This is a genomic window from Mycobacterium sp. NPDC050551, from assembly GCF_040674075.1.
Taxonomy (GTDB): Bacteria; Actinomycetota; Actinomycetes; order Mycobacteriales; family Mycobacteriaceae; genus Mycobacterium.
Genome location: NZ_JBFARC010000003.1, coordinates 295,963 through 309,508 on the forward strand (window position 1 = coordinate 295,963; position 13,546 = coordinate 309,508).

Here is a 13,546-nt window from a genome sequence, read left to right on the forward strand (position 1 = left end):
GGTTGGCCGCGGGACGGGCCAGAGCAATCGGAGTGACAGATGGCAGACATCATCGAGCTCGTGTACGCCGATCACGACTGGCTGCGCCGACAGTTCTTCCGCCTCGACGACGCACGGTCCGACGAGGAGCTTGCGGCGATCTGGGGCGTCCTCAGTGCTCGCCTCGATGTCCACGCCGAAGCGGAGGAGACGGTGTTCTACCCGGCGCTGCTGAAGCAGGGTGGTCGTGACGACCCCGGGAATCCCGAGGGCGATCCGCAGGAGGAGACCGAGGACGCCATCACCGACCACAACGCGATCCGCGATGCGGTGCGTTCGTCACGCAATCACCGGCCGGGCAGCGAGGAATGGTTCGCGGCGGTGTTCAAGGCGCGCACCGAGAACGGTGAGCACCTCGACGAAGAGGAACGCGAGGCCATGCCCGACTTCATCAAGAGCGCCTCCCTGGAACTGCGGCACCAACTCGGCATGGAGTGGATGCGATTCTATGCCGAGCACGAAGCCGTCAAAGGCATCGACGAGCGCAACAAGGATGCCGACGAGTACATCGAACGGCATTCCTGACAGCCCGAACGTCGTGCCGTCTCGGGCGACGCTCCGCATCACTGGGGTTCATCCTGGATTCGCGCCGGCCTGCTTCCGTGGTCGGCTCCAGTGGGTCGGCAGCGCCGACGCACACCATGCCCACTGCTTCCGAACAGGTGACGTCCTTGACTGCTTTTGCCACCCGCTACAACACGGCGACCATCGATGGACTGGAGGTGTTCTACCGCGAGGCCGGCGATCCGGCCAACCCGACATTGGTTCTGCTGCACGGCTTTCCGTCCAGCTCGCACATGTTCCGCAACCTGATCAACTCCCTGGCCGATGAGTACCATCTGGTGGCGCCCGATCACATCGGATTCGGCCGCTCGGCGATGCCGACAACGACCCAGTTCACGTACAGCTTCGACCGCCTCACCGAGATCACCGAAGGCTTGATCACTCATCTCGGCCTTGACCGGTTCGCGCTCTACATCCACGACTACGGCGCCCCGATCGGCCTGCGGATCGCCAGCCGGCGACCCGAACGGATCACCGCCCTGATCACCCAGAGCGGCAACGCCTACATGGAGGGCTTCACCCCGTTCTGGGACATCCTGTTCGCTCATGCCAAAGACCGCGCCGCCAACGAAGACGGCGTGCGTGAGAAGTTCACTCCCGAAACCACCTACTGGCAATACACCCACGGCGTACCCGTCGACCGTCTCGATCGGATCGCGCCCGAGACCTGGCAGCTCGACCAGCTCGGGCTGGACCGCAAGGACAACGACGCCATCCAGTTGCAGCTGTTCTGGGACTACCAGTTCAACCTCGACGGCTATCCCGCGTTCCAGGAGTACTTCCGCACCCACCAGCCCCCGCTGCTGGTCACCTGGGGCAAGAACGACGAGATCTTCGGAGCCGCCGGCGCGGAGGCGTTCCGCCGCGACTTCCCCAATGGCGAATTCCACCTTCTCGACGCCGGCCATTTCGCGCTGGAAACCCACGGCGAGGAGATCAGCGGGTACATCCGCGACTTCATGCCGCGAGCATTGGCCACCGGGCCGGCGAATTGAGACAGCAGCCGGCATCGAAGGACGTGACGAGTTGCAGCCGGTGACGACGCCGTTCGGCTTCGAATCGACCACCGATGAGGTGATACGGGGCGTCGACCTCAGCGGCAAGCGGGCCGTCGTCACGGGCGCGACCAGCGGCCTGGGCGTGGAGACTGCGCGGGCGTTGGCCGCGGCCGGCGCCGAGGTCGTGCTGGGTGTTCGCCGACTCGACGCGGGCCGGAAGATCGCAGAAGAGATACGAAGTGCCACAGGCAACGACGCCATCGAGGCGGCGCCGCTCGACCTGTCCGATCTCGCGTCGGTCACGTCATTCGCGCAGGGATGGAACGGTCCGCTGCACATTCTGGTGAACAACGCCGGCGTGATGGCCCTGCCCGAGCTGCAGCGCAGTGCGCTGGGCTGTGAGATGCAGTTCGCAAGCAACTTCCTCGGCCACTTCGCGCTCGTCGTGGCGTTGCGGCGTCCCCTCGCCTCGGCCGGCGGCGCGCGTGTGGTGTCCGTGAGCTCCACCGGGCATCTGTTCTCACCCGTGGTGTTCGACGACCTGCACTACCGTTTCCGACCCTACGATCCGATGACCGCGTACGGACAGTCGAAGACGGCCACCGTACTGCTGGCGGTCGAGGTGACGGCGCGGTGGGCGAGTGACGGAATCATCGCCAATGCACTGAATCCGGGCGCGATCGCCACGGGCCTGCAGAAGCACACCGGCGGGTTGCGCACTCCCGAGGAGTTCCGCAAGACCGTCGAGCAGGGCGCGTCGACATCGGTGTTGTTGGCGGCGTCGCCGCTCGTCGACGGGATCGGCGGACGGTACTTCGAGAACAACAACGAAGCCGAGGTGGTCGCCGAACGCGCCGAGGATCTCGGCCGTGCAGGCGGGGTCGCCATCTACGCGCTCGACGGCGACAACGCGGCACGTCTGTGGCGGGAGGCAACCGCGCTCACGCAGCTCTGACATCGACGGCAACTCTTCGGCGTCCGCAATTGAGGGATTCCTGGCAGGAAAGCACCGGCGCGCAGCGCACGGTGAGACCAGCATGGAATCAAGCAGAGACGGCGAAGGGAAGAGGTCATGTCAGGCAACATCGCTGGTGTCGAGGTGCCCGAGACCGCAGCGGTCGCCGAGGCGACTCGTTACGTCGAGGCGACGACCAGTCCGCTCATCTATCACCACTCCCTCCGGGTGTACTACTTCGGCCGGCTCCACGCTCTCCGGCTGGGCATGACACCGGATCCCGAACTCCTCTACCTGGCGGCCGTGTTCCACGACACCGGTCTCATGACGCCTTTCTCCGATGCGGAACAGCGTTTCGAGGTCGATGGGGCCGACCACGGGCGCACGTTCATGCTCGAACGCGGATTCTCCACTGCGGCCGCCGAAACCGTGTGGACGGCCATCGCGCTGCACACGACACCGGGCATCCCGGGACGGATGGGGCCAGAGGTCGCCGCCACCCACCTCGGTGTGCTGACCGACGTGAGCGGCGTCGGCCTCGACGGGCTGAACACAGACCAGGTAGCCGAGATCATCGCCGTTCATCCCCGGGGCGACTTCAAGAACGAGTTCCTGAGTGCCTATTTCGACGGGCTGAAGCATCGACCGGAGACGACCAACGGAACGGTGAATTCCGACGTGCTGGAGCACTTCATTCCAGGTTTCCAGCGCACGAGCAGTGTCGAGCGCATCCTCGGCTCGCCGTGGCCGAGCTGACGGGAAGAGGCGACATGCAAGCCATCACGACACGAGACCGGGACGCCGGAGTCGGCGGGCTCACCCTGACCGACCTGCCCTATCCGCATGCGGCGGAGAACGACGTCGTCGTGCGCGTACACGCCGCCGGCTTCACGCCCGGAGAGCTCGAGTGGCCCAGCACCTGGACCGACCGGGCGGGCCGTGACCGCACGCCCAGCGTGCCCGGGCACGAACTGTCCGGAGTCGTCGCCGAGTTGGGGTACGGCACCACCGGCCTTAGCGTCGGCCAACGGGTCTTCGGCCTCACCGACTGGGCACGGAACGGCACGCTGGCGGAATACACGGCCGTTGAGGCTCGCAATCTCGCTCCCCTCGCCGCCGACATCGACCACACCGTGGCCGCTGCTCTGCCGATCTCGGGTCTGACGGCATACCAAGGGCTTTTCGTCCATGCCGGCCTCACCGCAGGCCAGACTGTTGTGGTGCACGGTGCCGCCGGTGCCGTGGGGTCCGTCGCCGTTCAGCTCGCGCGCGAGGTGGGTGCTCAGGTGATCGGCACCGGACGGACGAACGACCGCGATGTGGTGCTCGGCCTCGGTGCACACGCGTTCCTGGACCTGGGCAACGAGGCCCTGGAAGGCATCGGCCACGTCGACGTGGTGTTCGACGTCATCGGCGGCGATGTCCTCGAGAAGTCGGCGGCACTGATCCGTCCCGGCGGCACGCTGGTGACCGTCGCGGCGCCGCCGACGGTGCAGCCCAGGGAAGGACGCGCCGTGTTCTTCGTGGTCGAACCCGATCGTGCGCAGCTGGCGGATCTGGCCCAGCGCTTGCGAACGGGGCGGCTCGAGCTCCTGGTGGGCGCCGTGTATCCCCTCGAGAAGACGGCCGACGCGTTCGCCCACCGTCGGCGCACGCACGGTCGGACGATCATCCAGATGGCGACCGACAGAGAGGAACGTCCATGAGGGCAGGTCATTTTGGCCAGGGCGTGCTGGCAGCCGCGGTCGCTGCCGTGGTCGCCGGCTGCGGGTCGTCGGCGGAGCCGCAGGCCGCCGCAACTCCGAGGTATCCGTCGGAGACCCTGGCTCCACTGTTCGAACAGCCGCTCCCCGGTGTCGCGGGCAAGACCTTCACTTCGGCGATCGTGACCTTCCCGCCGGACGCCCGCGCGGTGCCGCACCGACACGGCGACGCTTTCGTCTACGCCTATGTGCTCGAGGGGACGGTGCGCAGCCGGCTCGAGGGCGCGCCCGCGCAGGTGTACCACGCGGGACAGAACTGGTCCGAGCAGCCCGGCGCCCACCACCTGGCCACCGAGAACACGAGCCCGACGGACCCGGCGAAACTCCTCGTCGTCTTCATCGCCGATACCGGGCAGCCACTCAAGGTCGACGATCCGCACGGTTGAGCGGGCGAGGATCACACAGGAGGTAGCGATGGTCACCGGCTCGGCACTGACGAACATCGTTCTCGTGCACGGCGCTTTCGTCGACGGATCCACCTGGCGGCCGGTGTACGAGCTCCTCACACAGGACGGGTTCCACGTCGCCGTGGTCCAGAATCCCACTCTGTCACTGGACGGTGACGCTGCCGCGACGCGACAGATCATCGACGCGCAGAGCGGACCGGTTCTGCTGGTGGGGCATTCCTACGGCGGAGCGGTCATCACCGCGGCGGGAACTCACCCGAAGGTTGCCGCCCTGGCCTACATCGCGGCCTTTGCACCAGACGAGGGCGAGTCGGTGAGGACACTCAACGGCGACCCCGACGCGCCCGGTTCACCGCTGGTGTCAGCTTCGGGCGGCTTCCTGTTTCAGGACCGATCAGGTTTCCACAGGTCTTTCGGCGCTGACCTGCCTGCCGCTGACGCCGCCTTCCTGGCCGACGCACAGGTGCCATTCGCGTTGGCAGCCATGGAACAACCGGTCACCAGCCCGGCCTGGAGAAGCAGGCGCAGCTCGTTCCTGATCGCCACTCGCGACCAGATGATCGCGCCGTCAGCGCAGCGTGCCATGGCGCTGCGGGCCGGTGCCGACAGCGTCGAAGTCGCCGCCAGCCACGCCGTCTACATGTCACAGCCGGCGCAGACGGCAGCGATGATCCGTCAGGCCTGCGTCTTCTGATCCGACCACTCGCTTGTTCGACCTTCAGCCGAACAGTGGCAGCGCCCGCTTGCGCGCCAGCGCCGACATGCCGCGCTGAATGCTGTCCTCCACCTCGCGGTACTTCTGCTCGACGTAGTCGTCATCCTCGGCGCGCGCCGGGTCGTGATCGACCTCGACGGCGGGCATCAACCGGGTACGAATCTTCGCCGGCAGCGGCAGCTGAGGCAGTGCCGCAGGCGCGATACCCCATGGCAGCGACACCGCCACCGGAAAGACTTTGAGTCGCAGCAACTTGTCCAGACGCAGCGCCCGAGACAGACCGTCACCGCGGATCAGCACCGGCATCGCGTCGGCGCCGCCGACCGTCGCGATCGGCACGATCGGCACTCCCGCCCGGATAGCCATCCGAACGAAACCCGCGCGGCCCGCCAGGTTCGCGACGTCGCGCTCGGTCCACGGCCGCAGCGAATCCACCTCACCGCCCGGCCACACCGCCACGTCGCGACCCTCGGCGAGCGCTGTGGCCATCGAGTCGGGCGCGGCCGGCAGCACCCCCATCGCGCGGAAGTACCGGCCGATCACCGGTATCGCCATCAACGCGTCATGGGCGGTGCCGTGCAGCGGGCGTTCCTGACCGAACCGGCGCCACCACTGCACGCCGACCGTCCAGGCATCCCAGACGAACGGGGCGCCCGAATGGATTCCGACCAGCAGCACCGGCGGCTCGGGCAGGTTCTCCCAGCCGTCGAACTCCATCCGGAACCAGTGATCCACCAGAAAGTTCCACAGGTACTTCTGGCGCTGCATGGTCGCCTCGTCTTGACCGCCCAGATCCCACTGCCCGGCCCGTTCGCTGAGCCAGCCGCTGATCCCGCCGTCCTCGCCGCTGCGCCGCTCGGCCATCTTGCGCCGTGCCTGCTCAGCATGCTGCTGCGCTTGCTCACGAACGGCGGCGGGGCGGGAATCGGATTCGATCATGCCAACCGTGTACCCGCCGCTGTGGTCGTCGTCACACACCGCAGCCTGTGAGACGGCTGTGCATCGGTGCGCCGTGCGGGCGTCGACGTCCGCGCGGATATATCTAGCGTGCTAGACTCTGGTGCGATAGCAGATGGTCTGCTAGGAAATGGTCGGACTGTGTCGCAGGCATCACGTGATCACTTGGGTCAGCAGCTTTCGTTTGCGTTGTACGGGGCCGCCAACCGGATGGTTCGCCTGCACAAGCCGTACCTCGAACCGCTGGGCTTGACGTTTCCGCAGTACCTCGCGGTACTGGCGCTGCTGGATGGCGCACCGCTGCCAGTCGGCACTCTCGGCGCCCGCCTCGACATGGACACGGGCACGATCACGCCGTTGGTGAAGCGGCTGGAAGCCATCGGGATGGTGACGCGGACACGGGACATGGCCGACGAGCGAAGAGTGTTCGTCGACCTGACAGCCCGAGGCCGCGCGCTCGAATCCCAGGTTCGGGGCATCACCGACCAGATCAAGACAGCGTGCCAGCTCACCGACACGGGCATCGACGACCTCCGGCGCACGCTTGAAGGACTCGCACACCCCGCTGCCGACTAGGCGAGGCACTACGAAGGGAACACCATGAAGATCGGAATCATCGGCGTCGGACACATCGGCAAGACCCTGAGCCAGAAGCTCGCCGCCGCCGGACACGACGTCAAGGTGGCCAACTCGCGTGGCCCAGAAACGATCGTGGCCGAGGCGCTGCAGACCGGAGCGCGGGCAGTACCGGCATCCGAGGCGGTGGAGGGCGTCGACGTCGTGATCCTCTCCATCCCCCTCAACCGCGTTGCCGACATCGCGGCGATCGTGGGCCGGGCGGCGCCGGAGACCGTCGTCATCGACACGTCCAACTATTACCCGGCCCGGGACTCCCGGATTCGGGCGATCGAGGAGGGCCAAGTCGAAAGCCTCTGGGTCGCCGAACAGCTCGGACGTCCGGTGGTCAAGGCATGGAACGCCATCGGATCAGGATCGTTCGCGAACAAAGGCATGCCGCCGGGAACGCCGGGCCGCATCGCGATCCCCGTCGCGGCTGACGACGTGACGTCGCGGGCCGTCGGACTTGCCTTGGTTGAGGACACCGGTTTCGACGGTTACGACGCCGGAACGCTGGATCAGTCGTGGCGCCAGCAACCCGGTGCACCGGCATATTGCACCGATCTCACCAGCGACGAGATGCCGGGCGCGCTCGCGACGGCCGATGCTGCCCGATCACCCATACGCCGAGACATCGGCATGGCAGCGGTTGCTGAACGGTTCGGCGCGGACGGCACCAACCCGGACGAAGACTACGGCGTTCGCCTGGCTCGCGCCCTCAACATGTGACGGGCGCAGAGATGCCCTTCGCAACGAATCCAGAACGGAAATCATGATTCTCAACCCAAAGACCACAACAGCGCAGGCGGCACCGCGTGATGCGGCCGGCAAACCCGACCTCGGCAAGTTCGGCGTGTGGACGACAACACCCGTCACCCCAGAGGTCGCCGTAGAGATCGAAAGACTGGGCTACGGGGCGGTGTGGGTCAGCAGCGCTGCCCCCGATGACCTGTCCTGGGCCGACCCGATTCTCGAACGAACCAGCTCGTTGAGGGCGGCCACCGGGATCATCAACATCTGGACCTCTCCGGCGGATCGAGTGGCCGAGGCGTTTCACCGCCTCGAACACCGTTACCCCGGACGGTTCGTGCTCGGCATCGGTGCGGGCCACCGCGAAGCCATCGCCCAGTGGGAGAAGCCCTTCGACGCACTCAATGCCTACCTTGACGACTTGGACCGTTACGGCGTGCCCGCTCACCGCCGCATCCTTGCCGCGCTCGGCGACGGGATTCTGAAGTTGTCCGCGCGGCGCGGGGCGGGTGCACACCCTTACCTCACCACTCCTGAGCACACCGCTCGAGCCCGCGGCCTGATGGGACCGGCCGCCTTCTTGGCGCCGGAGCAGAAGATCGTGCTGTCCGACGACGCCGAAGAGTCCCGCGCATCAGGGCGCGCGGCACTCGATCTGTATCTCGGACTCGCGAACTATCGCAACAGTTGGAAGCGAATCGGTTTCCACGACGACGATGTCGCCAAACCCGGCAGCGACGCACTCATCGATGCCGTGATCGCCTACGGCACCGTGGATCAGATAGCTCAACGACTTCTACAGCACAGCGCGGCGGGTGCCGATCACGTCGCTGTTCAGGTCATCGGGACCGGGGACCCACTGCCTGCGCTCTCGGCTTTGGCTCCGACACTAGGTGTGCCGCCAAAGCTGTCGTCGGCGTGATTCACGGCGCTGTCACAGCGTCGGCGACGGCCTTGCCGAGCGCCTCGGTGGTGGCCGTGCCGCCCATGTCCGGGGTCAACGCGTCGCCGCCGCGTGCCAGTACCGTCTCGACGGCCGCGAGCACCGCGGTGGCAGCGGCGGATTCGCCGAGATGCTCCAGCATCATCGAGGCGCACCAGATCTGCCCGACGGGGTTGGCGACCCCCCGGCCGGCAATGTCCGGCGCCGACCCGTGGACGGGCTCGAACAGGCTCGGAAACGTGCGCTCCGGGTTGATGTTGGCGCTCGGCGCGATGCCGATGGTGCCCGTGCAGGCAGGCCCGAGGTCGGAGAGGATGTCGCCGAACAGGTTCGAGGCGACCACGACGTCGAACCAGTCGGGGTGCATGACGAAGTTCGCCGTGAGGATGTCGATGTGGTACTTGTCGACGTCGATGTCCGGGTAGTGGGCGGCTATCGCCTGCACGCGCTCATCCCAGTAGGGCATGGAGATAGATATGCCATTGCTCTTGGTGGCCGAGGTCAAGTGCTTCTTCGGCCTGGACTGCGCGAGGTCGAAGGCGAACTTCAGGATCCGGTCGACACCGGTACGGGTCATGACGGTTTCCTGCATGACGATCTCGCGGTCGGTGCCTTCGAAGATCTTGCCTCCGACGCTGGAGTATTCGCCCTCGGTGTTCTCACGCACGACGTAGAAGTCGACGTCTCCTGGCTTGCGTCCGGCCAGGGGGCTGGGTACTCCCGGCATCAGCTTGACCGGCCGGAGGTTCACGTACTGGTCGAAGGCGCGACGGAACTGCAGCAGGCTCCCCCACAGGGAGATGTGGTCCGGAACCACATCGGGCCACCCGACAGCGCCGAAGAAGATGGCGTCGAAGCCACGCAACTCGTCGAACCAGTTGTCCGGAAGCATCTTTCCGTGCTCGAGGTAGTAGTCGGCGCTGGAGTGGTCGAAGTGCTCGAACCGAAATCTCAGGTCGAACGCGTGGGCGGCGGTCTCGAGGACGCGCAGTCCTTCGGGCACCACTTCGCAGCCGATACCGTCACCGGGGATGACCGCGATGCGGTGGGCTCGTGACATGGGGAGGGTCCTTTCGATCAGCTGGGGAGTCAGTTGACGGGATGGAGTGGTTCGCGACCGTCGAGGACGGCGATGACGTCGGCGGCGGCACTGAGGCCGGCCCGCAGTCGGGCTTCGATTGTCTGCCCGGCGAGATGGGACGTGACGATGACGTCGTCGCGGCCCCTCAGGGGGCTTTTGGCCGGCAACGGTTCAGTATCGAGTACGTCGAGAGCTGCACCGGCGATCTCGCCGGAGTCCAATGCGTCGGCGAGCGCATGTTCGTCCACCAACGATCCGCGTGCGGTGTTGATCAGCACTGCGCTGGGCTTCATCGCCGCCAACGTTGATGCGTCGATCATCCGCCGGGTGCGGTCGTCGGTCCTGGTGTGCAGGCTGAGGTAATCCGAGGTGGCGATGACGGTGTCCCGGTCGACGAACTGCACGCCGGTTGCCGTGCCGTCCGGGTGTGCGGTGTGGACCAGGACGGTCATCCCGAACGCGGTGGCGAGTTCGGCGACGGCGCGGCCACTGGGTCCGAATCCGATGACTCCCAACGTGGTCCCGCGTAGTTCACTTCCGGCGTGACGGGGCCATCCGCCCGCCCGCACACCGTCGATGACGGCGGTGAGCCGACGCGCCGCCATGAGCATCAGAGCGATGGTCATCTCCGCGACGGCGTCATGGTTAACGCCCGGGGTGTTGCAGACCCGGACTCCGTGCGCGGAGGCGGCGGACACGTCGACGGAGTCGTAGCCCACGCCGCTTCGTGCGATCACCCGCAACTCGGTCGCTGCCCCGATCATGCCGGCGGTGACGGGTTCGCTGGCGACGATGGCGCCGTGTACACCGTCGAACAGGGCGTGTGCTTCCTCGGGACTACGCGGCCCTACCGCAGGCCGGTAGACGATCTCGTGACCGTGGCGGCGCAGAAGGTCGTCCACCTCGTCGCCGGGAACAAGGTAGTCGGTGGTCACCAGAACGCGTGACATGGCGGTCAGGATGACGCGGCGGCGGTGTGGCGGCTGCCGCCGACTGTGGTGTCCTCGACCGCGCCGGCCGGCCCGTCGATGGCCTCCTGCTCGTGCGAACCCGACACGACCACCTGATCGTGATCGTCGGCCTCGATACGGAACTCGCGTCGCCCGGCGAGTACTTCGCGGGCCTGGTCGTCGTCGAAGTCGTTCTCCCACTTGGCGATGACGATGGTGCCGATGGCATTGCCGAGGACGTTGATGAAGACGCGGCCCTCGTTGAGAATGCGGTCGATACCCACGATCAGGGCGAGAGCGGCCAGCGGTACGTGGCCGACGGCGGTGATGGTGGATGCCAGCACGATGAATGCGCCTCCGGCGATGCCGGCGGTACCCTTGCTGGTCAGCATCATCACGCCCACCATGATGAGTTGTTCCTGCCAGGACAGGTCGATGCCGACGGCTTGCGCCAGGAACAGCGACGCCATGGTGAGGTAGACCGCCGAGCCGTCGAGATTGAACGAGAAGCCCGCCGGGATGACCAGGCCGACAACTGGTTTGCCGCAGCCGAGGTGTTCGAGTTTCCGGACGAGCTGCGGCAGAATCGCCTCGCTGGAGCAGGTGCTGAGCGCGATGAGCAGTTCGGTTTTCAGGTAGCGCATCAGGGTGAAGACGTTCATGCCGCAGGCTCTGGAGATCAGTCCGAGCAGCACGATGACGTAGACGACGCAGGTGGCGGTGAACAACAGGATCAGGAAGCCGAGTTGTTGCAGGCTGGATGCGCCGTATTTGGCGACGACGGAGGCCAGGGCGCCGAACGTGCCGATCGGGGCGAGTCGCATCACCCAGCCGACGATCTTGAACACGACGTGAGACAGGGACTCGATCATGGTGGTGATGGGAGCGCTGTGGGCTTTCGTGACGTTGAGCGCGCAGCCGATCAGCAGTGACACCAGCAGCGCAGACAAGATGGCGTGGCCGGTGATGGCGCCGAACAGCGATTCGGGGATCAGGTTCGTGACGAACTCGACGAAGCCGATCTTCTCGCCTGAATCGACCCCGGGGATGGTGCTGGCGTCGAGGCTGTTGACGTCGATGTTCATTCCCGCACCGGGTTTGAAGATGTTGGCGACCACCAGGCCGATCAACATCGACACGAGCGAGAGAACGAAGAAGTAGCCGAGCGCTTTGACGCCGATGCGTCCCGCGCGGCGCAGGCTGTCCATGGTGGCGATGCCGAGCGTGACGACGCAGAAGACCACGGGTACGACGATCATCTTGACCAGTCCGATGAACCAGTCGTTGAGCGGGGTGACTGCGGCGCCCACGTCGGGCAGCAGGATGCCGACGGCGATGCCGAGGACGGCCCCGACGACGACCTGGAACCAGAGTTGGCGTATCAGGGCGCCGAATCTGGATCGACGGGGTGGGGCGGTGGCGGTGCTCGTGGACATGGCGGAACTCCTTTGATCCGATGCAGCTTTGAGGTCTTGCCGGCCGAGATGTCGTGCGCGCCGCCCGGCGGTCTAACACCGAGTGGCACCGGAACAGCGGTCAGTGGTGCAGCTCGCGCAGAACCTTGTAGAACGCGCTCTTGGCTTCGAAGCCGATGCCGGGGATCTCGGTGAGCCCGACCTGGCTGTTGGAGACCACCGCGTCATCGGCGAAGCCGCCGGTGGGCTGGAACTCCCCGGGGTAGGACTCGTTGCCGCCGAGCTTGAGGGCAGCGGCGATGTGCAGGGAGAACTGGTGCCCGCCGTGGGGGATGCAGCGGCGCGATGACCAGCCGTGCTCCTTCAACATCTCCTGCACGCGCAGGTATTCGGTGAGCCCGTAGGCCAGCGCCGGGTCGACCTGGATGTAGTCGCGGTCGGGGCGCATCCCGCCGTAGCGGATCAGGTTACGGGCGTCCTGGACCGAGAACAGGTTCTCGCCGGTGGCGATCGGGCCCCGGTAGTTCTCCGAGAGGATGGCGTTCAGGCGGTAGTCGAGCGGATCGCCGACCTCCTCGTACCAGAACAAGCCGTAGGGCTCGATGGCCTTGCCGTAATCAAGGGCGGTCTGGAGATCGAAGCGGCCGTTGACGTCGACCGCCAAGCGGGAGCCGTCGCCGTCGAGGACCTCCAGAACCGCCTCGATGCGCTCGAGGTCATCGGCCAGATCGGTGCCACCGATCTTCATCTTCACCACCGAGTAACCCATGTCGAGGAAGCGGCGCATCTCGTCCTGCAGATCGGACAGGGTCTTGCCCGGGGCGTAGTAGCCGCCTGCGGCGTAGACGAAAACCGAGTCGTCGGGCCGGCCGTCGCCGTAGCGGTCGGACAGATAGCGGTAGAGCGGCTGACCGGCGATCTTCGAGGCCAGGTCGAACAGTGCCATGTCCAGCACTCCGACCGCGACCGAGCGTTCTCCGTGGCCGCCGGGCTTCTCGTTGTTCATCATGATCGGCCACGCGAGCGTCGGGTCCAGGTCGCCTGCCTCATCGAGCAGGCTCTCCGGTGCGGCGTCCAGCAGACGCGGAATCGCGCGGCGGCGCAGGATCTCCCCCGCGCTGTAGCGGCCGTTGGAATTGAACCCGTACCCGATCACCGGCTCGCCGTCGATGACCACATCGCTGACGATCGCCACGATGGAGCAGTCCATTGAGCTGAAGTCGATCCAGGCATTGCGGATCGACGAACTGATCGGGACCACGCCCTCGTGGATGGACAAGATCTTCATGCCGTTCGCCTCTCTCGTAACTTATAAGATGTGAGATGTAACTGATGAGTGCCAATGCTAGACTCGGTGTGACCGTGAGCACAAGGGGCAATTTGTGGCACTG

15 protein-coding genes are annotated in these 13,546 nt (G+C 66.1%); 10 read left to right on the forward strand and 5 right to left on the reverse strand.

Annotated elements, in window-relative coordinates:
* Positions 1 to 39 precede the first annotated feature (39 nt).
* The 7 genes from AB0K11_RS13905 to AB0K11_RS13935 all read left to right on the forward strand — a co-directional run bounded on the left by AB0K11_RS13905 (position 40) and on the right by AB0K11_RS13935 (position 5,420).
* Positions 40 to 564 carry a hemerythrin domain-containing protein gene (locus AB0K11_RS13905; RefSeq protein WP_364977343.1) on the forward strand — a complete coding sequence of 175 codons (525 nt, stop codon included), beginning with the start codon at positions 40 to 42 and terminating at the stop codon, positions 562 to 564.
* A 146-nt stretch (positions 565 to 710) separates the two neighbouring features.
* Positions 711 to 1,598, forward strand: a complete 888-nt coding sequence (locus AB0K11_RS13910; protein ID WP_364977345.1) for an alpha/beta hydrolase — start codon at positions 711 to 713, stop codon at positions 1,596 to 1,598.
* Between the two features lie 40 nt (positions 1,599 to 1,638).
* Entirely contained in the window at positions 1,639 to 2,556 is a 918-nt protein-coding gene (locus AB0K11_RS13915; protein ID WP_364977347.1) for an SDR family NAD(P)-dependent oxidoreductase, read from the forward strand.
* A 117-nt stretch (positions 2,557 to 2,673) separates the two neighbouring features.
* Positions 2,674 to 3,312, forward strand: coding sequence for an HD domain-containing protein (locus AB0K11_RS13920; protein ID WP_364977349.1), 639 nt, complete (start codon positions 2,674 to 2,676; stop codon positions 3,310 to 3,312).
* A 14-nt stretch (positions 3,313 to 3,326) separates the two neighbouring features.
* Positions 3,327 to 4,262 (forward strand): NADP-dependent oxidoreductase, encoded by a 936-nt coding sequence (locus AB0K11_RS13925; RefSeq protein ID WP_364977351.1) that lies wholly within the window; start codon positions 3,327 to 3,329, stop codon positions 4,260 to 4,262.
* Positions 4,259 to 4,705, forward strand: a complete 447-nt coding sequence (locus AB0K11_RS13930; protein WP_364977353.1) for a cupin domain-containing protein — start codon at positions 4,259 to 4,261, stop codon at positions 4,703 to 4,705. Before AB0K11_RS13925 ends, AB0K11_RS13930 begins: the two co-directional genes overlap by 4 nt.
* Positions 4,706 to 4,733: 28 nt before the next feature.
* Complete coding sequence (locus AB0K11_RS13935) at positions 4,734 to 5,420, forward strand: alpha/beta hydrolase (RefSeq protein WP_364977355.1); 687 nt, start codon at positions 4,734 to 4,736, stop codon at positions 5,418 to 5,420.
* Between the two features lie 24 nt (positions 5,421 to 5,444).
* On the opposite strand, the gene AB0K11_RS13940 is transcribed toward AB0K11_RS13935, so the two are convergent.
* Complete coding sequence (locus tag AB0K11_RS13940) at positions 5,445 to 6,380, reverse strand: lysophospholipid acyltransferase family protein (protein ID WP_364977357.1); 936 nt, start codon at positions 6,378 to 6,380, stop codon at positions 5,445 to 5,447.
* A gap of 183 nt (positions 6,381 to 6,563) precedes the next feature.
* On the opposite strand from AB0K11_RS13940, the gene AB0K11_RS13945 reads away from it, so the two are divergent.
* Genes AB0K11_RS13945 through AB0K11_RS13955 form a run of 3 tightly spaced genes read left to right on the forward strand, consistent with a single transcriptional unit; the run spans position 6,564 to position 8,688 of the window.
* Positions 6,564 to 6,974, forward strand: coding sequence for a MarR family transcriptional regulator (locus tag AB0K11_RS13945; RefSeq protein WP_364977359.1), 411 nt, complete (start codon positions 6,564 to 6,566; stop codon positions 6,972 to 6,974).
* Positions 6,975 to 6,998: 24 nt separating this feature from the next.
* Entirely contained in the window at positions 6,999 to 7,745 is a 747-nt protein-coding gene (locus AB0K11_RS13950) for an NAD(P)-binding domain-containing protein (RefSeq protein ID WP_364977361.1), read from the forward strand.
* 43 nt (positions 7,746 to 7,788) lie between these two features.
* Positions 7,789 to 8,688: an LLM class F420-dependent oxidoreductase gene (locus AB0K11_RS13955; RefSeq protein ID WP_364978442.1), complete on the forward strand. Its 900-nt coding sequence runs from the start codon at positions 7,789 to 7,791 to the stop codon at positions 8,686 to 8,688.
* A 1-nt stretch (position 8,689) separates the two neighbouring features.
* Here AB0K11_RS13955 and AB0K11_RS13960 read toward each other — a convergent pair whose 3' ends face one another.
* The 4 genes from AB0K11_RS13960 to AB0K11_RS13975 form a co-directional block, all read right to left on the reverse strand.
* Positions 8,690 to 9,769, reverse strand: coding sequence for a tartrate dehydrogenase (locus tag AB0K11_RS13960; protein ID WP_364977363.1), 1,080 nt, complete (start codon positions 9,767 to 9,769; stop codon positions 8,690 to 8,692).
* A gap of 29 nt (positions 9,770 to 9,798) precedes the next feature.
* Positions 9,799 to 10,740 (reverse strand): phosphoglycerate dehydrogenase, encoded by a 942-nt coding sequence (locus AB0K11_RS13965; protein WP_364977365.1) that lies wholly within the window; start codon positions 10,738 to 10,740, stop codon positions 9,799 to 9,801.
* 5 nt (positions 10,741 to 10,745) lie between these two features.
* Positions 10,746 to 12,176, reverse strand: a complete 1,431-nt coding sequence (locus AB0K11_RS13970; RefSeq protein ID WP_364977367.1) for a cation:dicarboxylase symporter family transporter — start codon at positions 12,174 to 12,176, stop codon at positions 10,746 to 10,748.
* Between the two features lie 100 nt (positions 12,177 to 12,276).
* Positions 12,277 to 13,443: a mandelate racemase/muconate lactonizing enzyme family protein gene (locus AB0K11_RS13975; RefSeq protein WP_364977369.1), complete on the reverse strand. Its 1,167-nt coding sequence runs from the start codon at positions 13,441 to 13,443 to the stop codon at positions 12,277 to 12,279.
* Positions 13,444 to 13,546: the final 103 nt, after the last annotated feature.

Bases quoted from the DNA above. Each gene is read 5' to 3' on its own strand.
- AB0K11_RS13935 (WP_364977355.1), top strand. From the start codon at position 4,734: ATGGTCACCGGCTCGGCACTGACGAACATCGTTCTCGTGCACGGCGCT.
- AB0K11_RS13905 (WP_364977343.1), top strand. From the start codon at position 40: ATGGCAGACATCATCGAGCTCGTGTACGCCGATCACGACTGGCTGCGC.
- AB0K11_RS13955 (WP_364978442.1), top strand. From the start codon at position 7,789: ATGATTCTCAACCCAAAGACCACAACAGCGCAGGCGGCACCGCGTGAT.
- AB0K11_RS13925 (WP_364977351.1), top strand. From the start codon at position 3,327: ATGCAAGCCATCACGACACGAGACCGGGACGCCGGAGTCGGCGGGCTC.
- AB0K11_RS13950 (WP_364977361.1), top strand. From the start codon at position 6,999: ATGAAGATCGGAATCATCGGCGTCGGACACATCGGCAAGACCCTGAGC.
- AB0K11_RS13920 (WP_364977349.1), top strand. From the start codon at position 2,674: ATGTCAGGCAACATCGCTGGTGTCGAGGTGCCCGAGACCGCAGCGGTC.
- AB0K11_RS13940 (WP_364977357.1), bottom strand. From the start codon at position 6,380: ATGATCGAATCCGATTCCCGCCCCGCCGCCGTTCGTGAGCAAGCGCAG.
- AB0K11_RS13970 (WP_364977367.1), bottom strand. From the start codon at position 12,176: ATGTCCACGAGCACCGCCACCGCCCCACCCCGTCGATCCAGATTCGGC.
- AB0K11_RS13965 (WP_364977365.1), bottom strand. From the start codon at position 10,740: ATGTCACGCGTTCTGGTGACCACCGACTACCTTGTTCCCGGCGACGAG.
- AB0K11_RS13975 (WP_364977369.1), bottom strand. From the start codon at position 13,443: ATGAAGATCTTGTCCATCCACGAGGGCGTGGTCCCGATCAGTTCGTCG.
- AB0K11_RS13930 (WP_364977353.1), top strand. From the start codon at position 4,259: ATGAGGGCAGGTCATTTTGGCCAGGGCGTGCTGGCAGCCGCGGTCGCT.
- AB0K11_RS13960 (WP_364977363.1), bottom strand. From the start codon at position 9,769: ATGTCACGAGCCCACCGCATCGCGGTCATCCCCGGTGACGGTATCGGC.